18 protein-coding genes, 1 tRNA gene and 1 pseudogene are annotated in these 21,899 nt (G+C 73.1%); 4 read left to right on the top strand and 16 right to left on the bottom strand.

The genetic code is table 11. From position 1 onward, the window contains the following. Window positions 1-12: 12 nt before the first annotated feature. The 12 genes from AC1DXT_RS16120 to AC1DXT_RS16065 form a co-directional block, all read right to left on the bottom strand. On the bottom strand, window positions 13-1,380 hold the full coding sequence (locus AC1DXT_RS16120; protein ID WP_477062317.1) for an Ig-like domain repeat protein: 1,368 nt from the start codon (window positions 1,378-1,380) through the stop codon (window positions 13-15). A 127-nt stretch (window positions 1,381-1,507) separates the two neighbouring features. Further along, window positions 1,508-2,563: a COG1361 family protein gene (locus AC1DXT_RS16115; protein ID WP_477062316.1), complete on the bottom strand. Its 1,056-nt coding sequence runs from the start codon at window positions 2,561-2,563 to the stop codon at window positions 1,508-1,510. 111 nt (window positions 2,564-2,674) lie between these two features. Further along, window positions 2,675-4,303, bottom strand: a complete 1,629-nt coding sequence (locus AC1DXT_RS16110; RefSeq protein ID WP_477062315.1) for an Ig-like domain repeat protein — start codon at window positions 4,301-4,303, stop codon at window positions 2,675-2,677. Between the two features lie 26 nt (window positions 4,304-4,329). Further along, window positions 4,330-5,310: a substrate-binding domain-containing protein gene (locus tag AC1DXT_RS16105; RefSeq protein ID WP_477062314.1), complete on the bottom strand. Its 981-nt coding sequence runs from the start codon at window positions 5,308-5,310 to the stop codon at window positions 4,330-4,332. 142 nt (window positions 5,311-5,452) lie between these two features. Then, window positions 5,453-6,418, bottom strand: a complete 966-nt coding sequence (locus AC1DXT_RS16100) for a sortase (RefSeq protein ID WP_477062313.1) — start codon at window positions 6,416-6,418, stop codon at window positions 5,453-5,455. Continuing rightward, the gene (locus AC1DXT_RS16095; protein WP_477062312.1) at window positions 6,415-8,970 is read right to left on the bottom strand and encodes a hypothetical protein; all 2,556 of its coding nucleotides are present in this window, start codon (window positions 8,968-8,970) and stop codon (window positions 6,415-6,417) included. The genes AC1DXT_RS16100 and AC1DXT_RS16095 overlap by 4 nt, the downstream gene beginning before the upstream one ends. Next, window positions 8,970-10,595, bottom strand: coding sequence for a phosphate ABC transporter substrate-binding protein PstS (locus AC1DXT_RS16090; RefSeq protein ID WP_477062311.1), 1,626 nt, complete (start codon window positions 10,593-10,595; stop codon window positions 8,970-8,972). The genes AC1DXT_RS16095 and AC1DXT_RS16090 overlap by 1 nt, the downstream gene beginning before the upstream one ends. A gap of 32 nt (window positions 10,596-10,627) precedes the next feature. Further along, the gene (gene pstA / locus AC1DXT_RS16085; RefSeq protein ID WP_477062310.1) at window positions 10,628-11,752 is read right to left on the bottom strand and encodes a phosphate ABC transporter permease PstA; all 1,125 of its coding nucleotides are present in this window, start codon (window positions 11,750-11,752) and stop codon (window positions 10,628-10,630) included. After that, window positions 11,752-12,765 (bottom strand): phosphate ABC transporter permease subunit PstC, encoded by a 1,014-nt coding sequence (pstC, locus tag AC1DXT_RS16080; RefSeq protein ID WP_477062309.1) that lies wholly within the window; start codon window positions 12,763-12,765, stop codon window positions 11,752-11,754. Before pstC ends, pstA begins: the two co-directional genes overlap by 1 nt. 127 nt (window positions 12,766-12,892) lie before the next feature. After that, the gene (locus AC1DXT_RS16075) at window positions 12,893-14,452 is read right to left on the bottom strand and encodes a protein kinase domain-containing protein (RefSeq protein ID WP_477062308.1); all 1,560 of its coding nucleotides are present in this window, start codon (window positions 14,450-14,452) and stop codon (window positions 12,893-12,895) included. Beyond that, window positions 14,449-15,240: a lytic murein transglycosylase gene (locus AC1DXT_RS16070; RefSeq protein WP_477062307.1), complete on the bottom strand. Its 792-nt coding sequence runs from the start codon at window positions 15,238-15,240 to the stop codon at window positions 14,449-14,451. The genes AC1DXT_RS16075 and AC1DXT_RS16070 overlap by 4 nt, the downstream gene beginning before the upstream one ends. Continuing rightward, window positions 15,237-15,632 carry a hypothetical protein gene (locus AC1DXT_RS16065; protein WP_477062306.1) on the bottom strand — a complete coding sequence of 132 codons (396 nt, stop codon included), beginning with the start codon at window positions 15,630-15,632 and terminating at the stop codon, window positions 15,237-15,239. Before AC1DXT_RS16065 ends, AC1DXT_RS16070 begins: the two co-directional genes overlap by 4 nt. A gap of 268 nt (window positions 15,633-15,900) precedes the next feature. Between AC1DXT_RS16065 and AC1DXT_RS16060 the strand changes: the two genes are divergently transcribed. The 4 genes from AC1DXT_RS16060 to AC1DXT_RS16045 all read left to right on the top strand — a co-directional run bounded on the left by AC1DXT_RS16060 (window position 15,901) and on the right by AC1DXT_RS16045 (window position 19,123). Next, complete coding sequence (locus AC1DXT_RS16060; RefSeq protein WP_477062305.1) at window positions 15,901-16,113, top strand: three-helix bundle dimerization domain-containing protein; 213 nt, start codon at window positions 15,901-15,903, stop codon at window positions 16,111-16,113. 67 nt (window positions 16,114-16,180) lie between these two features. Beyond that, complete coding sequence (locus tag AC1DXT_RS16055; RefSeq protein WP_477062304.1) at window positions 16,181-16,585, top strand: hypothetical protein; 405 nt, start codon at window positions 16,181-16,183, stop codon at window positions 16,583-16,585. A gap of 301 nt (window positions 16,586-16,886) precedes the next feature. Beyond that, window positions 16,887-17,846: a GGDEF domain-containing protein gene (locus AC1DXT_RS16050; protein WP_477062303.1), complete on the top strand. Its 960-nt coding sequence runs from the start codon at window positions 16,887-16,889 to the stop codon at window positions 17,844-17,846. Between the two features lie 227 nt (window positions 17,847-18,073). Further along, a complete protein-coding gene (locus tag AC1DXT_RS16045) occupies window positions 18,074-19,123 on the top strand; it encodes a magnesium and cobalt transport protein CorA (RefSeq protein WP_477062302.1) in 1,050 nt (349 codons plus the stop codon). 611 nt (window positions 19,124-19,734) lie between these two features. Here the strand turns inward: AC1DXT_RS16045 and AC1DXT_RS16040 are convergent. From AC1DXT_RS16040 to AC1DXT_RS16025, 4 genes and pseudogenes are all read right to left on the bottom strand, one after another. After that, window positions 19,735-19,807: transfer RNA gene (locus tag AC1DXT_RS16040), tRNA-Ala, on the bottom strand. 71 nt (window positions 19,808-19,878) lie between these two features. Beyond that, on the bottom strand, window positions 19,879-20,577 hold the full coding sequence (locus AC1DXT_RS16035) for a histidine phosphatase family protein (protein ID WP_477062301.1): 699 nt from the start codon (window positions 20,575-20,577) through the stop codon (window positions 19,879-19,881). Next, on the bottom strand, window positions 20,574-20,963 hold the full coding sequence (gene rsfS / locus AC1DXT_RS16030; RefSeq protein WP_477062300.1) for a ribosome silencing factor: 390 nt from the start codon (window positions 20,961-20,963) through the stop codon (window positions 20,574-20,576). The genes AC1DXT_RS16035 and rsfS overlap by 4 nt, the downstream gene beginning before the upstream one ends. An 18-nt stretch (window positions 20,964-20,981) precedes the next feature. Further along, window positions 20,982-21,899, bottom strand: a pseudogene (locus AC1DXT_RS16025) (hypothetical protein); the annotation flags it as partial.

Here is a 21,899-nt window from a genome sequence, read left to right as displayed (position 1 = left end):
GTGGCGTCTCGGTCAGCCGCCGACGAGGGTGACGGTGACGGTCGACGTGTACGAGCCGGCCGACGTCGCGCCCGGGATGGCCAGCGCCAGGCCCGCGGCGAGGGTCGAGACCCCGCGACCGGGGGTCTGCGCCCGGCCCAGCAGCGAGCTGGCGGACAGGCCGGCGCTGGAGGCGTCGTCCAGGAACGAGGCGACGGCCGGACCGGCCTGCGCGACGAGCGGGCTGCCGGCGTCCGGCGTCATGCTCGGCGTGCCGGGCGTCCAGCCCAGGTACTTGGCGCCGACCGTGGCGGAGGTGCCGGTGAAGTCCGACGCCTGCGCGTTGACCTCCCAGCCGGTCAGGAGCGCGTCCCGGCGGGTGTCCGTGACGGTCACGGTCGGGAAGACCCCGGCCGCGGTGACCCGCGAGTTGTCCACCGAGCGCGAGCCGGTCAGGGCGACCGGCGTGTCGAACGGGACGCTGAAGATGAGCGACCCGTCGACCACGGGCGCCTCGGGCACCGTGAGCACCAGCTGCCCCGTCGCCGAGTCGATCCCGAGCGAGAGCGAGAGGCTCCCGCTCGAGGCGAGGTACGCGGCGGTGTCGGTCGGGGCGAAGTCCGCGGTGTACGAGTGGTTCCCGGCACTGGGCGCCGGCACCGAGTGCGCGGCCGAGCCGGCAGCGACCGGCGCGGTGCCGAGGACCGTGGCGCCCTCCTTGAACGTGACCTGACCGGCCGCGCCGGCCGGGGCCACCGCCGCCGTGAGGACCAGGTCGGCGCCCGAGGCAGCCGCGGTGAGCGTGGTCGTCGTCGCGACGGCCTGGGTGCCCCCGCCGGACGGGTAGGTGTGCGACGGGACGGACCATGTCAGGTTCGCGCTCGTGGTGCCCGTCAGCGTCAGGCCGGTCTCGAAGTACGCGATCGAGTTGCCGTCCACGTCGCGGCACGCCACCAGGAACGGCAGCGTGGCGGTGTTCCCCGGCTGCGAGGCCAGGTAGGTGAGCGCCTGCGGCTTGCCCATGAAGTCGCCGCGACCCGTGTACGGACGTCCGGACGAGTCGACCAGCACCGAGACCGGGCCGAACGGCACCTGCTCCCAGTCGATGACCGGGACACCGGCCTGCGGGATCCGGATCAGCGGCTGGATGACGCCGGAACCGGCCGGGCAGGTGGCGTCCACGGCGAGCGACTGCCACGGACGCGTGGCCGTCGTGCCGCTCGTGATGACGTCGGCCGCGGTGTTCGCCTCGAACCCGCCGGCGTTCGCGAGGAAGTAGATGTTGCCGGGGATCAGCGGACCCTCGTCGTTGGCGGCTGCGGGGCCCGCCACGGCGACGAGCGCCGCACCCGTCGCGCACGTCCCGGCCACCAGCGCGGCCACAACTCTCCTGAGCTTCATCGAGCAGTCCTTTCGAGGACGATCTGGCGTGGTTTCACGTCACGTGCTGTCGCACCGCGACGAGGATGGAGCCCGTAGGTGAACGCCGGGCCCCCGCCGGGCGTCCGCGGGACGGCGTGCGGGGCAGTCATCGCACCGCCTCGAGCTGGGGCGCCTCGACCGCCGGTCCTGCCGTCGTGATCGCCCTGCGGCGGACCCTCCGGACGACCAGCCCGAGGGTGATGAGCACCAGCAGCGCGAGGACCAGCCACGGGACGGCCCAGACCCGCACGGCACCCGACACGGTCCCCACGCCAGGGTCGTCCCCCGCCGCCGGGGCCACCGCGGTCGCTTCGACCGTGACCGTCTCGAGCACCAGCGGCCAGACGCCGGGCACGGTCGTCGACCCGCGCACCTCGCCGCCGGGCAGCAGCTCGTCGACCCGGTCGCCGTCCACACGCTCGCGGAGCAGACCGAACGCACCGCCGACCGCGACCTCGGGCTCGACGGCCATCCGCACGTTGCCGGTGTTCCGGAGCGTGTAGTCGACGGTGACCTCGCCCGCACCGACCAAGGACGCCGCGTGCCAGGTCGCGGAGACGTCCGTCACCCGGAGACCCGGGTCCAGCGGGCCGTCCACGCGGATGTACACACGAGCGGCGACCCGCTGCTCGAGCTCGATGCTCGGCGCGTTCTCGGCTCCCGGACCCACGCTCTCCAGCGACGCGACCAGTGCACCCAGGTGATCACCGGGCTCGGCGTTCGCCGGGATCGAGACCGTGAACGGGACGACGGTGTAGCCGAACCCCGCGTCCGCGGTCTGGGGGGCCACGTCGACGGTGGCCGCGCCCGGGACGGCGATCCACGCGCCTGCGTCGGTGCTGGCGTCGTCTCGCGCGCGGACGGCCAGCCCGCCACCGTCGGCCATGACGACGTCTCCGCCGTAGACCTGCAGCTGGACCGTGGTGTCGTCCTGGTTGAGCAGCGCGGCGTTCTCGTACACGACTGCCCCCGGGGGTGCGGTCACGCTGAGGAACGGCCGGTCGTCCGGGCGCTCCGGACCGGCGGGGCTGATGCCGAACGAGACGAGGTCGGCGGCTGCGGGCGGCAGCGGGTCGGGTGCGGCCGCGGCGGGGCTCGCGCAGAGTGCGGCGGCGCCGAGCACCGCGGCCACCGCGAGGAGGGGACGGAGGCGGTCGAGCATCAGGTCGGGCCTTCCAGAGGTGTGAGGGACGGGGAACGCCTGCGGGGAGGTGAGGCGCAGCGCGCCCCACCTCCCCTGGTCACCGCCCGGCCGCAGCCGGGTGGGCCGTCGTCAGACGGCGGTGAAGGTGACCGTCGCGGTGTAGAGACCTGGTGCGACCGACGTCGGCACCTGGTCCACGCCGAAGACACCCTCGATGTGCGCCGTGCCGAGGGGCTGGCCGGCGCCGTAGGTCGCGAAGACCTTCGGGACGTCCAGGCCGTCGGTGGCCGGCGCGTGGTTGGTGAGGGTGACGTTGCCGGCCTGCAGCGCGTTGCCCGCCACCTGGTCGGCCACGAGGCCGGTCAGCCCGGCGTGCAGGCCCGGGAACGAGCCCGCCGCGGAGGTGAACGCCCCGGAGACGACCGACGCCGTGAAGCCGAGGTTCCCGGCCCGGGTGTCGGTGATGACGATGTCCTCGAAGGCGGCCGACGCGGAGTACGTCGAGTCCGCGGGGTCGAGCACGGCGGTGCCGAGCGCGAGCGGGTTCGACGGCGTGTACGGCGTGGTGATCGAGATGGCACCGACGGGGATGTCGACGGTGACCGTCTGCTCGTCCACCGCACCGGACAGCTCGTAGGTCGCGGCGACGGGCGCCGAGACCGAGCTGCTGTACGGCGCGGTTCCCACGAAGTCGGCGGTCAGCGAGTGCACGCCGGCGCCGAGCACGTTGGTGGTGAAGTCGGCGACGACGCCACCGACGACCGGGAGCGAGCCGAGCACCGTGGCGCCGCTCTTGAAGGCGACGGTGCCGTTGGCCGCGCCGGACGAGGCCACGACCGTGGTGCTGAACGTGACGGCCGAGTACGCCGCGCCGGAGACCGGCGTGACGCCCAGAGTCGTGACCGTGGTGCGGGCGGCGACCGCGGTGACCACGACGGAGACCGGCGCGGACGTGGAGGCTGCGTGCGAGCCACCGAGGTACCGGGCGGTCACCGCGTTGGTGCCCACGGGCAGGGCGACGGTCGACAGCGTCGCGACGCCGGCGGCGACGGTGGCCGTCCCGAGCGACGTGGCGCCGGCGAAGAACTCGACGTCACCGGTCGCGGCCGCGGGGTCGACGGTCGCCGTGAGGTCGACCGAGGTGCCGGCCTCGACGGTCGTCGCGGAGACCCCGAGGGTCGTGGTGCTGGGCTCGGAGGGGAACGCGGCGGCCGGGATCGACCACGTGAGGTTCGCGCTCGAGGTGCCGGTCATCGTGAGACCGGTCTCGAAGTACGCGATCGAGTTGCCGTCGACATCGCGGCACGCCACCAGGAACGGCAGCACCGCGGTGTTGCCGGGCTGCGACGCCAGGTACGTCAGCGCCTGCGGCTTGCCCATGAAGTCGCCGCGGCCCGTGTACGGACGGCCGTCGGAGTCGACCAGGGTGGAGACGGGGCCGAAGGGCACCTGCTCCCAGTCGATGACCGGCACGCCGGCCTGCGGGATGCGGATCAGGGGCTGGATGACGCCGGTGCCGGCCGGGCACGTCGCGTCCACGGTCAGGGACTGCCACGGCCGCGTCGCAGTCGTGCCGCTCGTGATCTGGTCCGCGGGGGTGTTGGCGTCGAAGCCCCCGGCGTTCGCGAGGAAGAAGATGTTGCCGGGGATCAGCGGGCCCTCGTCGTTGGCCGCCGCCGGGCCGGCCACGGCGACCAGCGCCGCACCCGTGGCGACGGTCGCGGCGAGTGCGCCGGCCACCAGTCGGTTGAGTCTCATCGATCTGCTCCTGAGCTGTCGGTGAATCAGTTGACGGTGAAGTTGGTGACCGCGGCCTGGGTCGGGACGCCGCAGGCGCCACCGTCCGCGGCCACGGAGAGCTGCTGGAAGCCGGCTGCCTCGATGAGCGGCTGTGCCGACCCGCTGCAGATGAAGCCGTCAGCGGCGAACAGCGACGTGAAGAACGGCTTGGTCAGGTCGGCGGTGCGCACGACGTTGTAGAGCGCGCGCTGGAACGTCCAGCCGCCGGTGAGCTTGATGCCGGTCGCGGTGAGGAACCGGCCCGTCGAGAACGGGGAGACCGCGTTCGGGTTGCCGGCGATCGGCGCGGCGTCGTGCTCCTGGATCTCGACCACCGAGCCCGCAAGGGTGACGGGCGTGCCACCGTTGGCGGCCTGGAGCTGGGCGAGGAAGACCGTCCGGGTGCCCGACCCCGTCTGCGGGATCTGCGGGACGATGACGCCGTTCGCGCCACCCAGCTGGCTCCAGTTGGTGAAGGTGCCGTTGTAGATGCTCACCATCTGGGCCGCGCTGATGCTGGCGGGTGCGTTCGACGTCGACGCGACGGCGAGCTTGAGCCCGTCGACCGCGAAGGGCACCTGCCAGAGCCCGGCCGCGACCTCCGCGGAGCTGAGCGAGGACGACGAGCGCGCGAAGTTCACGTTCGTGTTGTTGCCGGCGCCGTAGAGCAGCGCCTTGCCCGCGCCGGAGCCGTTCGGCCGCGTGATGGCCGTCGTCCCCGCCTTGAGCACGACGGTGGAGCTGCCGGTCGCGTCGAACGACACCAGACGCGCGCTGGCGCTCGCGTTGTAGCCCGGGGAGAACACCCCGGCGCGGCGGCCGTCGGCGATGTAGTTGAGCGCGAACTCCGTCGTGTCGGAGCCGACGCCGACGATGTCCTTGACCTGCGGGGTCGGGTCCGCGTACGCCGGGGTGGCGGCGATGGACGCGGCGACGACGCCGGTCAGGACGGAGGCAAGAATGATCGAGACCCTCGATCGCTTCATGGGAGGGAGCCCTTCGTGACTGTGGTCGGTGGGCCGGTGTCCCGGCCCACCACAGACGCTCCCCACCGAGGAAGAACCCCCGCCCGTCATCAGGTGAACGAGGGACAGCGCAGGCTCGACCGCAGGACGTCCCGGGCCGGGGTCAGAGGAGGTTGGGCAGCAGCTGGGAGGCGGCGTCGGTCGAGGCCCAGGCCAGGGCCACGACGATCCCCGCGGCGACCGGCCAGACCGCGCGGCCAGGGAGGCGACGCAGCGCGACCGCCGTGGCCGCAACGGCGAGGAGCAGGCCCTGCAGGCAGAGGGCGAGCAGAGGCAGCACGCTGCGATCGCCTGCCAGTGCCTTCTCGGCGTCGGGCACACCCGCGGGGCGCCCGCCGGGGCCCGTCGCGGCCTCGCCGACGAGCGTCGCGTCGACGTACACGGTGCGCACGGGCGTGATCGACGCGAGCGGACCGTCGCCCTCCGACGTGACGAGGGTGATCCGGGCGGCGCCCGCGTCGAGAGCGGCGGGGAGCGGGTCGCCCGCACGGCGGACCCCGTCCACGCGGTAGACGAACTCGCCCTGACCGGTGGTGACCTGCAGGCCGTCGCCCGCCCTCAGCAGTGCCACGGACCGGAACGGCGCGCCGTACGCGGCGGAGCGGCCGTAGACGATGGACACGCCGGCCTGTCCGGGAAGGACGGTGTCGCGGCGGTGCCCCGGCCCGGCCGTGAGGTCTCCGGACGCCGTCCCCTCGACGACGACCTGCCGCACGCCGAGCGTCGGGATCACCAGGAGTGCCACGGGGGCGCCCGGCTCGATGCTCCCCCCGGTCGGCGCCGTCTCCGCGGCGAGCTGCTGACGGAGCTCGGCGTGCAGCACCTGCTGCGCACGCGTCTCCGACAGTCCGCCGAGGACGAAGAGCTGGAGCAGCGCCCACCCCGCGAGCGCCGCGATCAGGAGCATCGCGGTGTAGGCCACCGAGGCGGCTTCGGGCATCGTGGGGCGGGGAACCTGGGGTGGCACCGGGCGGGGCGGGCGCCGGGGAGCACGCACGCGGCGCTCGGGCGGGGGCAGGACGCGGCCGGCTTCCGGCGGCGCGAACGGGTTCGCCTCGACGACGCTCACGAGGAGCGCCGCCGAGTCGCCAGGCTGCGCAGCAGCGGTGCCCCGAGCACGCCCGCGAGCGCCAGGCCGAGAGTGGCCTTGACCGCCGTCCCCCCGGCCCCTGACTCCTGCGCCACCGTGGTTCCCGAGGTACCGGCCGCCTGGACGTCGGCCGACTCCGGTGCCGGCAACCCGTCGACGGTCTGCGGTGTCCCCCCGACCGGCACGCCACCCGAGAGGGGCGCCGGTGGCCTGACCGCCAGCGATCCGGTCGCGGCGCCGAGCGCCACCGTGGCCGGCGGGGTGGACGGTGCGACGGCGGGACCCTTCTGCGCCTCGATGGTGCTCGCCGCCTGCTGGGCGGCCGCGTAGAGCGCTGCGGTCGGCCCGGTCGACGCGATCGGGACGAAGCCGTCCGGGAGCTGACCGTTGCCGGGTCCGCTGATCTGGCCCTCGGTGGTCGCGGTCCGGATGAACTGCGCGACGTGCCCGGCGTCAGCCGCGTCCAGGCCGGAGACGCGGGCCGCGGTGCTGACCACCATCGTCCCCGGGTAGCCGGTCGGGTCGAGCGAGGCCCGGTCGAACGTGAAGGGCTCGCCCGGGCCTGTCTGGGTCGCCTGTGCGACCGCGGTCGACATCGTCGCCACGCTCGGTGCGACGAAGGTCGCCCCCGGGCCGGTACCAGCGGTCCGCAGCTCGGCGGTGCGCAGGCCGTACCGCTCCGCGTCGCCGAGCGAGACGAGCCCGAGCATGAACCGCACCCCGTAGTTCTGGCGGGCGATGCGGCCGAACTTCCACGGGTCGGTGGTCGTTGAGCGCGTGCACTGCGTCTGCACGTTCGGCCACGCGTCGAGGACCGCCTCGGAGATCTTGCGCAGGCTGTTCACCGGCGCGGCGACGAGCCCCAGGTACGGCGACCGGATCAGCTGCTCGCACTCGCGGGTGCTCTCGCGGACGTACGTGTCCAGCATCGGCCAGTCTTCGCGCGGCACGTCGATGTCCTGGTAGCTCGGGTTGACCCGCATCCCCCACGGGTCCGGCTCCCCGCCGAGGAACGCCATCGCCTCGGGGTCCGCCGCGATGTAGCCGGTCACCGCGGTCATCACGTCCGAGGCCTCGGACAGGGACAGGATCGTCGCCTTCGCCTCCGCCGCGACAGCGGACAGCCCCGGGTTGAGCTCGATGAACTCGGGGTCGGTGTTGAGCGCCAGCGGGTTGTTCTCGAGGCCCTCGTGCGCGCGGACGTCGTTGGTGGCCGGGTACGACTGGGTGAGCAGCTTGGCGAGCAGGCGTGGGGTCATCCGCAGCTGCGTCAGCTCCCCGGAGTTGTCGGGCAGGTCGGCGACGAACGCCACCCCGAAGCCGGTCACCGCCGTCGGCGCGTAGGCCAGGTCGACCGCCGAGGTGCGTGCCGCGTCCGACACGAACGCCGCGACCGCGTCCCCGGTGCCCAGCAGCCGCAGCGCGGCGGACTCCGGCATCCGGTTGTGCTGGAACTTGAACCGGTCGGCGCGCAGGCAGTATGCGGGTGCCCACTGCATCGACGCCTGGTTCAGCAGCTCCGACCCGTACATGCCCACCGGCGCACGCGAGTCGAGGACGTCGCACGCGTCCGGCGGGAGCGCGAAGCTGAGCGGCACGCTGAACCGGTTGCGCCAGTTCGACTCCGACCACCAGAACCGGGGCGAGACCGCGTCGTCCACGCCGACGTCGGACAGGTTGGAGGAGCCGGGTGCGAAGTCCCCCGTCTGCGTGCAGGCCGCGTCGGCGTCCAGGCAGCTCAGGCCCATGATCGGGATGACGACGAGGGTGCACCGGACGTCCGAGGAGCAGCCGAGCGACTCGTTCTCGGTCGAGGTGCGCATCTCGAACTGCACGTCGCCGGTGCCGTCCAGGTTGGTGTACGCGGCGATGTCTGCGGGCGGGAGCGCTGCGTCGATCGCGGACTCCGGGGCGATCGTGGAGTTGCTGCACGACGGGTAGACCGTGCCGCTCGCGGCCTCGAAGGGCAGCAGGTGCTGCGCGAAGACGGAACCCGGCAGCAGGCCGCACTCGGCGGGCCAGTCGGGAAGCGTCTCCTGGTCCGCGCGGTCCTCGTCGGACGCGTAGCGGTCGTGCCGCCAGACCCCTGCCGAGACGACGCCCGCGGCGTAGCGCTGCAGGTACGTGGAGGTCCAGCACGTCTCTGGGCGCACCTGGTCGGCCTCGGGCGCGCTCGCGTCGTCCACGCCGCGGCACTGCAGGATGACCACCGGGTACTCCTGGTTCATGCCGTTGAACCCGTAGGGGTCGGCGGACCGGCCGGCGCTCGGACGGGCGCCCGACCAGCTCACGTGGATCCGCTCGCGGCCGCGCAGGCTCTGCGTCCGGTCCACCTGCACGGTCACCTCGCGCGAGTCGACCGTCGTGGTGGTGCCGTCAGCGGCGACGTGCTCGCGGGTGAGCGTCTTCGTCTGCCGGTAGTCGACGGCGTCGGCCGCCCCGGCCGGCGCGGCCGCGGCGATGCCGGTGAGCGCGAACGTGGCGACGGCGGCGGCGAGCGCGGCCAGTCGCACGCCCGGGCGCGCGCGCATCACAGGGCCGCCGCTCGACGCGCGCGCACGGCGAGGAGACCGGGCACGAGGACGATCGCGAGCAGCTCGGCGGCCGCGAGCGCGCCGAACGCCACTCCGCCCCCCACGGGGCGCGCCACCTGCGTGGACACAGTCCCGCTGGCGACGTCGGACCCGCCCGACCCGCCGCCCCCGACGGGAAGCCCGGTCTCCGGGTCGATCGTCACGGCATCGTCGACCGCCGCCGCCTCGCTCCCGGTGCCCTCTGCGTCCGCGCCCCCGGCCGCCCCGCCGCCGCCACCCGCGGCGGCGCCGCCTCCGGCCGCAGGGCCACCAACGCTCCCGGTCCCCCCACTGGTCTGGCCGGCGCCGAGGCACGGCCCGGCACCCTGCTTGTCGCACTCCGCCGGCGCCGGGGCGATCTCCGCCAGCTTGTTGCGCGCCAGGTCGCCCGCGACGAACGTCGGGTTGTTGCACTTGGTGGCGTCGCGGTTGCTCACGTCGACGGCCGGGTCGGCCGCGCCCAGCTTGGCCACCTGCTCGAAACCCGCCTGCACGAGGTTGAGCGGCAGCGGGGAGTACCCGTAGGCCCCTGCCTTCCCCTGCCCCTCGCACAGCGAGTAGAACATGAAGTCCACGAGGCTCTGGCGTTTGTTGGTGGTCATCCGCGGGTCGCTCGACCCGGTCGGCAGCAGCATGTAGCTGTACGACGACAGGGGGTAGGACCGCGGGTCGGGGTTGGCGTAGACGTCGTCCAGGATCTGCGTGAGGTAGTTCTGCGACGCGGGGTCGGAGTTGATCCGCGCCTTGGTCAGGGCCACCGCGACGGCGTACTGGGTGGGCTCCACGTAGACGCCGGCGGCGTTGAGCACCTTGACCACCGGGTACCCCTTGTTGATCGGGTACGAGTACTCGACGTACGCGATCGTGCCGTTGCCGGCGTCCGAGGCGACCGTGTTCATCACCTGGTCCGAGCTCGAGGCGCCGATCATCTTGCTGCCGCTGGGCTTCGGGTAGTACGACGTCAGCCCCGACCGGCCGAAGTACGGCCGCCAGATCGCCGGCTGCGCGGTGTCGAGCCAGGTGGTGAACTGCGCGGTGGTGCCCGAACCGTCCGAGCGGACCACCGGGATGATCGGCTGGTCCGGGAAGGTCCGGCCGTTGTTGTCGGCCTTGATAGCCGGGTCCGCCCAGCTGGTGATCTGGCTGGTGAAGATCTTGGCGATCGTCGGCCCCGAGAGCCGGATGTCGCGCACCAGCTGCCCGCCGGACTCCAGGTGGTAGGTGAACGCCGTGCCGCCGGCGACGATCGGCAGGTAGGCGAACTGGCGGCCGTTGGCGTTGTCCGCGTTCCCGTACTCGTCGGTCTGCTGGTACGGGATCTCGGAGATGCCAAAGTCGGTGGTCCCGGACGCGAAGTCCTTGCGGCCCTTGGACGACCCGCCGCCGGTGTAGACGACCTTGATGCCGTTGGCGTCCACGTCGGCGATCCACTGGTCGACGATCACCTGGCTCCACGTCGAGCCGGTGCCCTCGATCTGCCCGTACGCGGCGAACGCGGGCGTCTGACCGGTGAGCAGCACGAGCAGCACCGCCCCGAGGGCCGCGAGGGCGCGCCGCGCACGGCGACGGCTCGGATCAGGCACGTGTCCTCCAGGGCTGGGGCGCGGGTGCCGGGTCATCGCCGGCCCGTCCGCGGTCGGGCGATCCGCCGCGCCAGCACGAAGAGCGCGAGCACGAGGGAGAGCAGGATCGACGCGGCGGCGAAACCGCGCTGGACGTAGAGGGGCTCACCGCTGCGGATGGCGGAGAAGATGAACAGCGGCAGCGAGTTCATGGCGCCGGCCGTCGGGTTGAGCACGACGAACGACGCGGCCCCGGAGGTGAGCAGCACGGGAGAGGTCTCCCCCACCCCACGCGCCACGCCGAGGATGAGGGCCGTCGCCAGCCCCGCCCGGGCGGTGGGGAGCACCACGTGCCACACAGTCCGCCAGCGCGACGACCCCAGCGCCAGGCTGGCCTCGCGCAGGCCGCCCGGCACCACGCGGAGCACCACGTCGGCGGCGCGGGCGATGATCGGCAGCATCATCACCGACAGCGCGGCGGCGGCGGCGAGGCCGGAGCGCGGGACGCCGAGCGTGAGGATCAGCACGGCGTAGATGAACAGCCCCGCGACGATCGACGGCAAGGCGGTCATCGCCTCCACGACCGTGCGGACGACACGGGAGAACTTGCCGCCGACCTCGGTCATGAACACGGCGGTGCCGATGCCCAGCGGCACGGTCACGACGACCGCGATCGAGATCTGGATGAGCGACCCGAGGATCGCGTGCAGCACTCCACCGTTGGTCAGCGGGTCGCGCGGGCCGACGCCCGCCATGTCGTCGAGGAACATGTTCGAGTGCGTCAGGGCCTCCGCGCCCCGGACGAACGTGAACACCACCGTGGTGACCAGGGCGATCGCGACGACCGCTGCCCCGCCGCTGATCACCGCGGCCGCGAGCCGGTCGGTGACCATCGGCCCGTCGGACGTCGCGGCCGTGGCGACCGTGACCACCGCGAGGAAGGCCACGAACGCCGTGAGCGCGAACGCCAGAGGATTGCCCCAGGGCAGCAGTCGGAAGCAGATCACCCAGCTCAGCGCGATGCCGGCGAGCACGGATCCGACCAGGATCGCGCGGTCCTCCGCCTTCGTCCCGCCGGGGCGGCGGCGGCGTGGGGGCGCGGTAGGTGTCGGGTCGTCGGCGGGACGCACCCAGGTGCGGGGAGCCGCGGGCGGCGTCCGTGCCTCGAGGACCGTCATCAGATGTCCGTCCCGACGCCCGAGCGGCTGCGTGCGACGACCATCGCCGCGACGGTGTTCACGACGAGCGTGCCGAGGAAGAGGACGAGGCCCGCGGTGAGCAGTGCGGAGAGCTGCGCGTCGTCGGCCTCCCCGAACCGCAGCGCGATGAGCGCCGAGACGGTGTTGGTGCCGATCTCCAAGGGCTGGAACTTCAGGTCGAAGGCCGGGGAGATGATCAGTGCGACCGCGATGGTCTCGCCGAGGGCCCGGCCGAGGCCGAGCATCGTGCCGCCGATGATGCCGCCGCGACCGAACGGAAGCACCACCGAGCGGATCACGCCCCACCGGGTCGATCCCAGCGCGAGGGCCGCCTCACGCTCCCCCAGCGGAGCCTGCGAGAACACCTCGCGCATCACTGCGGAGGCCATCGGGAGCACCATCATCGCCACGGCCAGGCCGGCGACGAACGCGGACGCGGTGTACCGGGTCTGCTCCCACAGCGCTGCGTTCGGGTCCGCGCCCACCTGGAAGAACGGGAGGAAGCCGAGGTAGGTGTGCAGCCAGCGGGCGATGCCCTTGGCGTAGGGCTGCAGCAGCAGGAACCCCCACAGCCCGTAGATGATGCTGGGCACCGCGGCCATGAGGTCGACGACCGAGACGAGGGCGCCGCGGATCCGGGCCGGCGCGTACTCGCTGATGTACAGCGCGGTGGCAAGACCGAGCGGGAAGGCGAACGCGAGCGCGACGAGCGCGACGGTCACGGTGCCGACGAGAACGGCGGCGATGCCGACGCGGTCGGCCTCGGGCTGCCAGTCCGTCTCGGTGAAGAACGACCAGCCGTAGTGCCGCAGCGTGGGGAAGGCCTGGACCGCCAGGAACACCCCGATGCCGCCGGTGATGAGCAGCACCGTCGCGCCCACCCCGCGGGCACCGATCACGAAGGCTCGGTCGGAGCCGCTCAGGCGGCTGGAGAGTCGTCGAGGCAGCGCCGAGCCGACCTGCGGGTCGTCCACCCGCACCTGCGTGCTCATCGCTGCCGCCACGCTCCTCGCTGCTCGTCCTCTGCTGCCTCCGCAGATCGAAACCTGGACCGATGACCGAGTGACGCCGCGCCGGTGAACAGGGGACGAACGCGCGCAGCCCGACAGACGCGTCGGCTCACGGCTCGGTCGAGGGCGAGGGGCTCGGCGAGGGCGTGGGGGTCGGCGTGGGCGAGGCTGGCGGCTCGACGCCGACGAGCACGACGACCGACCCGCCCACCGGCACCCGCGCCCCGGCCTCCGGCTCGCTCCCTTGGACAACCCCCACCGTCGACGCGGCAACCGCGCGCTCGACGACCGCGAACCCGGCAGCGGCCAGAGCCGAGCGAGCGTCTGCGAGCTCCCGCCCGCTCACGTCCGGAACACCGACCAACCCGGTGGCGACGATCAGCGCCACACGATCACCCGGACGTGCCGACTCACCGCCGGCCGGGGCGCTGCTGAGGACAGTCTCGGTGGGCGCGGCCGCGTCTGCCTGCACCAGCTCGCCGAGCGTGAGCCCGGCCGCGGCCAGCGCCGCTCGCGCGTCGCTCAGCGTGAGACCGACAAGTGCTGGCACCGCCACCTCGGTGGGCACGGGCGGCGCCATCGTCGGCTCCGGCCGTGCCGTGGGCGTTCCACGGGCCGGCGTCGCGCGAGTGACGGGAGGAGTGGTCGCGACCGTCTGCGGCGGCGGCTCGGCCGTCGACGGCTGCGCCAGGGCGAGCCAGAGGACGAACGCCGTGCCGAGGATCGCGATGCCCAACGTCACCCAGGCTCCCCCGCTGGTCGGTCGCCCGCCCGGTGCTGGCTCGACCAGGCGAACCGGGAGCAGCTCTCTGGTGGTCCGGACCGACCCGTTGGCCCGAGGCTGGCTCGGCTGCGCGGCAGGCGTGCCCGCGAGCAGAAGGGCGGCCCGGACGTCCGCGCGCAGGTCCGCCGCACCGTCGTGTCTCCGGTTCGGATCCTTGGCCAACGCGCGCCGCACGATCCGGTCGATGTCGGTCGGCAGGCCAGGACGGGCCGCGCTGGGCACCGGCGCGACCTCGGACACCTGGGCGGCAAGCACCTTCTGCGGATCGTGATGGTCGAAAGGCGGCCGACCGGTGACCAGGTGGAAGAGCAGGGCGCCGGCGGAGTAGACGTCCGAGCGGGCGTCGCTGCCGACACCGGTCGCCACCTCGGGCGCGGCGTAGTGCGGACTGACCGTCACGCGAGGGTCGGTCAGGTCCGGAGCCGGTGTCGCGCCGACGTCGAGCAGCACCGCGCTCGGCTCGCCGAGGCTGGGCACCATCACGTTCGACGGCGAGAGGTCGAGATGCAGGACACCCCGCTCGTGCGCGTGCTGCAGGCCTGCGAGCACGCCGTCCAGCACGGTCAGCGCGTCGCGGGCCTCGAGCGGTCCGCGCGCGAGCAGCTCGGTGAGCGTCCGGCCCACCACCAGGTCCAGCACCAGGAACGCCCGCCCACCGGCGTCCGCGCCGGCGTCGAGCACGTGCACGACGTTCGGGTGGTCGAGGCGCGCACCCGCCCGCAGCTGGGCCCACGGATCCGCTCCCGGCGCCACGGGGACGCGCACGACCTTGACTGCGACGTCCCGCCCGAGGCGGACGTCGAGGGCGGCGAAGACATCGGCCGATCCACCGGAGCCGAGGAGGCCCCCGAGCGCGTACCTCCCGCCGAGCAGCTGCCCGGTCATCGACCCGCTGCGGCGGCGAAGCCGTTCGCCGTCGCGAGGACCAGCGCCACGTACGCGTCGTCGTGGTTGTAGGACAGCACGGCTGCCTGCCATCCCTCGGGCGTGGCGAGGTCCCGCCCGGACGCGCAGAGGTACCGTGCGGCCGCGAGCGCGGCGTCGTCGATGTCATTCGGGTCCTGCGTGCCGTCGCCGTCGCCGTCCGAGGTCCAGCGACTCCACGTCGACGGCAGGAACTGCATGGGGCCGACCGCGTGCGACCACACGGCGTCGCCGTGCCACGCGGCGTCCTCGGGATGCGACGGGATCGCCGCGGTCCCGGCAGACCCGTCGAGCGCAGGACCGACGATCGGGATGCTCGGCCGGCCGTCGGGCTGCAGCTGGGCACCCCCGTGAGTGCCGTTGCCCGACTCGACGGTCCCGATCGCGGCGAGCGTGGTCCACCCGAGGTGACACCCAGGACCCAGACGCGTCATGGCGAGGGTGGCGTCGGCGTACGCCTGCAGCGCCACCGTGCCGACGCCGGTCACCCCCGAGACCGCCGACACCCAGGCGCCGGACGCGCGATCGACCGGCGCCACGACCTCATGCGACGCCAGCTCGGCTGTCCCCACGGGACCACCGGGACTCTCGGGAGCCTCGACCTGCGCGGTGCCGACGGCGACCGGGAGCACGGCCGCACCGCTCGCCACGTCGGCCTGCTGCGCGGCCGCCAGCCCTGTCAGCACGACCACCGCCGTCGCCGCGACCCCCGCTGCAGCCCAGCCCAGCCGGGCACGCGTCACGGTCACGTCGCCGGGCGTCGCGCAACCCGGGGAGACGAGACCCGGCGATAGGTGACGACGGCGGGGTCGATCTGCGCCACGGGCGCGAGCAGGACGAAGTCCCGGCAGGCGTGGGCGCAGCGCACGCGCCGGTCCTTGTCGCCGATCCCCTGGACCACCGGGGCGTCGTCGGCGGTGAGGAACCACTGCCAGCGGTACGTCTCGGTGAGGCGGAGGACAGGCACGAGCGACCCGATCGACGCACGCACGGCCTCGACGGACTCTCGCGCGGCGGTGGGGGTCGGCAGCGCCACAGTGCTGCGGGCGAACCCGCGCCCGTTCGGGCTCACGAGCCGCCACCACACGGCGTCGTCGTCGGAGAACCGGTAGAGCTGGAACACGGGCGGCACCGTCCGCATCCCGTCCTCTCATCGTGGCGCCTGTCGCGGCGCACCCGGTGCAGTTCAGCGGATCGGCTGCATCTGTGAGCAACCTGTGCGGGACCGCAGGACGAACACCAGGCGACCAGGGGCCGACGATCAGACAGGACGGACGTATCGACGGCTCCTCTCGCCCCCGACAACCGGACGAACGTCCAGGTCACGGGCGGGGCAGAACGATCTCGAGGGTGATGGGTCGCTCGTCCTCCAGTTGACGCCGGGTGCCCGGCCAGCGAACCTGTCGGACATGCCCCTCCAGGACGAAGGCCGCGCGATCGACGAGGTCGTCGAGCGCCTCGCCGCCCGGTTCCCCGACATCCCGTCCACCACCGTGCGCGAGGTCGTCGAGGCACAGCTGGCGCAGTTCACCGGGTCGAGCGTCCGCGACTTCGTGCCGGTCCTCGTCGAGCACGAGGCGCTCGAGCTCCTGCGGGGCGGCGAGAGGGAGACCCAAACCTGAGAACGGTCCTCTCCGGCACTTTGTCCGTTCTCGACATCGACGCTCCGCGTGGTCACATGATGGACGCATGGGAGTGCCGAAGCAGACTGCCGCAAGCATCGAGATCCCGGCCGATCCACGTCTCGCCTGGAGGGCGTTGACGACGGTCGCCCGCGCGACGGATCAGAACCCCGCCGTATGGCACTTCGAGCATGCCGACGTCGTTCTCGACTCCACCTCCCCGGGGGAGGCCGCGCGCGGAGCCGGGAGCTGGCACGGGATCGACTACCGGGTCTCCGCGCACCTCGTGCCGCGGGGTGCCCGGGAGACGCTGGTGGTGCTGACCGCCGACCCGGAATCCGAGCCCCTCGGCATCCGTGGCACCGGACGGGTCTGGGCCTCGCACCGCCAGGCCCGCCGCGACCTGGAGGCCATGGCCGCGGCGTTGGGGACCCAGGTCGCCGAGTGGACCTCGACGTCGGGTTCGGCCTGACACGCCTTCGGAACGTTCCGGGCAACAGCGACAGCGACGCCGATCGGGGTGTGACGTGGCCCCTGCGGCCGGATGCGCCCGAGACAGATCGTGGCTAGGGAGCTCACCCCGTTGCCGAGCACCGCCATCACCCACGGTCCAGCGGCAGCGGCCCACGCCATCGCCAGAGCGCAGGCCGTCGGGCGCGCACTGGGGACAGGCGAGCGCTACGCAACGGCTCCCGGTGACGCGCGTGTGAACGTTGACTGGCGACTCGCCAAACACGCTCACGACCTGCGGTGTCAGCGACGACGCTCGGACTGTGGCCGATGTCCAGACCCTTCTGCGTGACCTGCGCTCCGGCGCCGTCCCGTCCTCCGACCTTGTGGGAACCCTCGCCGTCCCGCTCCAGGCGGTCGATGCCAACACGCCCGTGCACGAGATCGAGCCGCTCTTCCTCGATCCGACGCTCCTGCGGATCGGCGTCATCGACCGGGACGCAGCAAACCGGATCGGACTCATCACGCGATCACGGTTCAACGCCGCCATGGCCGGCCGGCTCGGCTACGGCCGAGCGGTCCTGACGCGTCGCCCAGCGCGCGCCGTGGCCGACTGGGAGCCCCTGGTCGTCGACTCGTCGTCATCCGTCGTCGAGGCGGCGCTCCTCGCGATGGCCCGACCGCCCGAATCCCGGTTCGAGGACGTCGTGGTCCGCTCGGACCTCTGGTTGGCGACAGGGACGGCGGAGCTCGTGCACTCGCTCGCCGCCGCGCTCGCTGACCAGGGCATCCGCGACCGGACGACGGGACTCGTCAACCGCCACTTCCTCGAGCACACGCTCGCCTCGTGGGCGCAGGAGATTCGGGGTTCCCGCCAACGACTGGCGGTCACACTGATCGACATCGCGGGCTTCGGCCTGCTCAATGCGGCCCATGGTCTCGCCCACGGCGACCGCGTGCTCGCCTCCATGGCGCAGGCGCTGACGGGCGCCTACCCAGGAGGCTGCGTTCTCGGTCGGCTCGGCGACGACGAGATCCTCGTCGTGGCGGTGCTCCCCGCCGTACCCGATGAGCGCGCCCGCGAGGTTGCCGAGGAGCTGCGGCAGCGAGCGCTCCGAACGCTGGCCGCGAGTCCCCCCGACTTCGCCGACGGCGAGTGGCCGCCGGTCCGGGCCGTCGCCACGGTAAGCCTGCAGGCGTGGGCAGACGGGCCCCTGTTGCTCCAGGAGCTGCACCGCGACATGCGCCGCATGAAGGCCGAGCGGGCTTCGACGCGGCACTAGCATCCCGGGTTCTGCCGAACGGACCGCAGTCGAGTTCGATGCGCGTTCACCGACGGGGAGTAGGTTCCGCGCGGGTGGACCGCGCCGGCAGACTCCGCCATCCGTCTACGTACGCGAGGACCGCAGTCATGACACGTCGCCAGTCGCCCGGCAGGTTGCCGATGATCCACCTGCCGCGCCTTCCGGGCGCGCGAGGACCAGAGGACCACGTCGGGCGGGGCGACCCGATGCCCGACTCGAGCGAGCTCGAGCTGCAGGCGAGCATCGCCGACTCGGGGGTCTATCGGGACGGCGTCCGGATCGCGTCGCCGACCGACCTCACCGGCACCTATTCCGCGCTGCGGAGCAGCCGCGGCGCGATGGCGTGGATCGGGCTGTACCGCCCGACGGCCGAGCATCTGCAGTCGCTGGCGCGCGAGTTCGATCTTCACGAGCTCGCGGTCGAAGACGCGATCCTGGCGCACCAGCGACCCAAGATCGAGCGGTACGGCCAGACCCTGTTCGTCGTGCTGCGCGCCGCCCGCTACCTCGACTCGACCGAGCAGGTCGAGTTCGGCGAGCTCCACCTGTTCGTCGGACCGGACTTCGTCGTGACGGTCCGACACGCCGAGTCCCCCGACCTGGCCGCCGTCAGGCACCGCGTCGAGGCAAGCCCCGACCTGCTCGGACGGGGACCTGAGGCGATCCTGTACGCGATCCTCGACGCCGTCGTCGACGCCTACGGGCCGGTCGTGGCCGGGCTGGAGAACGACATCGACGAGATCGAGAGCGAGGTCTTCCGCGGGGACCCCGCAGTCTCCCGACGCATCTATGAGCTCTCCCGCGAGGTGGTCGACTTCCAGCGGGCAGTTCGCCCGCTGGGCGCGATGCTCGCCGCGCTCGACGCCGGATCGTCCAAGTACGGCGTCGACGAGGAGCAGCAGCGCTACCTGCGGGACGTCGCCGACCACGTCACCGAGGTGGACGAGCGGATCGAGTCGTTCCGGATCGCGCTGCGCGACATCCTGACGGTCAACGCCACGCTCGTCGCGCAGCGGCAGAACGAGGAGATGAAGACCCTCTCCGAGGCGAGCAACGCCCAGAACGAGGAGGTCAAGAAGATCTCCGCATGGGCCGCGATCCTGTTCGCGCCGACCCTGATCGGCACCGTCTACGGGATGAACTTCGACCTCATGCCCGAGCTGCACTGGACGTGGGGATATCCGTTCGCCCTCGCCCTGATGGGCGCCGTGAGCGTCACGTTGTACCTGGTCTTCAGAGCGCGCCACTGGATCTAGGGCGGGGAGTTGCACTCGAGCTGATCGTGGTCGTGCTCTCCGAGGACGAGGACGAGGTTGCGTTGCGTCGCGACGAGCGCGACGAGCTGCACCAACCAGAGGATGATCACGAGCCTGTCGTACCCGGCGGCCGGGCGCGCTGGTCATGTCCGCGAGCTCTCAGTCGAACTACCTTCCCAGAACGAGGGCGCTGCCATCGCCGGCCGAGCGACCCGCATCGAAGGCTCCTCGCGCAGTGGTGTACACCGCGACGCTGAGGCGCCGTCGGCTAGGACTTCCACACCGGAGACGAGCTCCCAGTGCCAAGGCTCGTCTGGACCGTCTCCGCCTCGGTGCGCCCGGTCGGGGTTCGCCCATCCGCAGACGGGCCCGACGTCGTGCAGCCACCTCCCCCGTTCCCCGGCGTACGGCTCGGGGCACAGGTCGACCGGCGAGGCCGCACCCATGGTTGCTCTGCCCGACAGGTGCCGCAGCCCACCCTTCTCGGTACGCAGAGCTGCTTGTGCCTCCTGAGGACGAGTCCGGACCGATAAGTGTCCGACAAATGGCCGATGGCCACGTCAGGCTCCTGTGTTCAGGATCCCGGCGTGGCCTCTGACCAGCACTTTCGGTGGAGCTGAGGGGATTCGAACCCCTGACCCCCTGCATGCCATGCAGGTGCGCTACCAGCTGCGCCACAGCCCCGCAGCCCCCCGAGGGGGACCACTCACGCCCGTAGGCGCTCGGAGAGTTTAGAACGAACGCGGTCCCAAACGCTAATCGGGGTCCCGGGTCTCCGCATCGGCGTCGGTCTCGTGCGTGGTGTCCGGTCCGGCGTTCCAGTCGCTCGACGCGTCGGTCGGGCCGAGGTTGTACCCGACCATGCGCCACGGGGGCGCGAAATCGCCACGCGTGGCGACGAGCTCGGTCCAGTGGACGTTGAGCATGCCCGTGAAGCCGTGCCAGTCGGTGGGCATGCCGAGCAGGTCGCCGACCGCGCAGCTGATCGCGGAGCCGTGCGAGACGACGACGAGGGTGTCGTCCGCGCCCAGCGCCTCGGCGTGCTCGAGGATCCCCTCACGCACGCGCTGCGCGACCTCCGCACGGGTCTCCGCGCCGACGCCCTCCGGCTGGCCGCCGGCTCGCCAGACGGCGAACTCGTCGGCCCAGTCCCGCCGCAGGTCGTCGCCCGTGAGGCCCTCCCACAGGCCGAAGGCGCGCTCGCGCAGACGCGCGTCGACGACGAGGTCGAGGCCGGTCGCTCGCGCGAGGAAGCTGGCCGTCTCGTGCGCGCGACTGAGGTCGGACGTGACGATCACCGTCGGCTCGTGCCGGGTCAGCAGCCGGGCGGCCGCCGTGCGGGCCTGCCAGCGGCCTACGGCGTCCAGCGGGATGTCGACCTGGCCCTGGAGGCGCGCCTCGGAGTTGTACGCGGTCCGGCCGTGCCGGACCAGGAGCAGCCGCCCCGCCGTCACGCGTCGGTGCCCTCGTCGGTCCCCCGCGCGTCAGCGGGGAGATCGATCACGGGGCAGTCCTTCCACAGCCGCTCGAGGGCGTAGTACACCCGGTCCTCCGCGTGCTGGACGTGCACCACGACGTCGCCGAAGTCGACGAGCACCCACCGGCCCGCGGCCTTGCCCTCGCGCCGGATCGGCTTGGCGCCGAGCTTGAACAGCGCCTCCTCGACGGCGTCGACGATCGCGCCGACCTGCCGCTCGTTGGTGCCGGACGCGATGAGGAAGACGTCGGTGAGCACGAGCTGCTCGCTGACGTCGAGCGCGATGATCTCCTCGGCCTTGATGTCGGACGCGGCACGAGCGGCCGCCAGGGCCAGCTCGATCGCTCGTTCGGTCGCAGCCACGGGTCTCCTAGGTTCGGGTCAGGCAGGTCCGGCCGACAGGCCGGTCGTCGAGTGGGTGACGGGGGCCGCGGCTGTGGAGCCGGGGTCGTCCTCCGTGGTGTTGCTGAGCAGGAGCACGATGAGGAAGCCCAGCACGAACGCCACGAGCGCGAGCACGATGAGGTGCAGCCACGTGTACGGGTGCCTGGGGCGCTCCTCGTCGTCCTCGTCGTCGTAGTCGTCGTCGTCCTCGTCGCGTGCGACGCCGGAACGCACCGGGTCCGGGAGGCCGCCGAGCGGCGCGCCGAACACCGGTGCCGCGGGCTCGCCGCCGGCGCGGGGCGCCGGGACCGTGCCGGACGACAGTCCGGTGGGCGCCCAGGCGCCGGGTGCCGCGTCGGGAGCAGGCGCGGTGGGGGCCGCTGCGGCGGACCAGGTGGGCTGGCCCGTCGGCTGACCGGGACGGCTCGTCGCCGGAGCGGCCGGTGTCCGCGCGGACGCGGGCGTCGGCTGCCACGCAGCGGGTTGCGCCGCCGGYGGCTGCGCGGGCGGCTGCTGCCAGGCGGCCGGCGGGGCGGTCGGCGCGGGGGCCGCGGGCGGTTGCGTGGCCCACGAACCCGCGGAGGCCGGCGTGCCCCCGGCCCAGCTCGGCCCGTCGCGGCGCGGGGCCGGCGCCGGCGCCGACTGCGGGGTGGGCGTCGGTCGGTCCTGCGGGGCGGGGCGGCTCGGCGGCGGGGTCGGAGCCCAGCCGCCCGTGGAGCTCGGCGCGGCCGAGCCGGTGGGCTCGGGGGCCCGCTGACCCCACTGGCCCGGAGCCGGCGACGCYGCTGCGGGGCGCGAGATGGCAGGGTTTGCGGCGGCCGCTGCCGGGGGCCGCGAGGTGACCGGCGATGCCTGGCCGGGGGTCGCTCCGGCCGGACGCTGCGCGGCGGGCGCCGCGGTGGCGGGGCGCTGAGC

It is taken from the genome of Cellulomonas sp. P1_G12_2, from assembly GCF_056405535.1.
The sequence above is the reverse complement of the archived record's forward strand: the minus strand, read 5'-3'. Positions and strand labels throughout refer to the sequence as shown.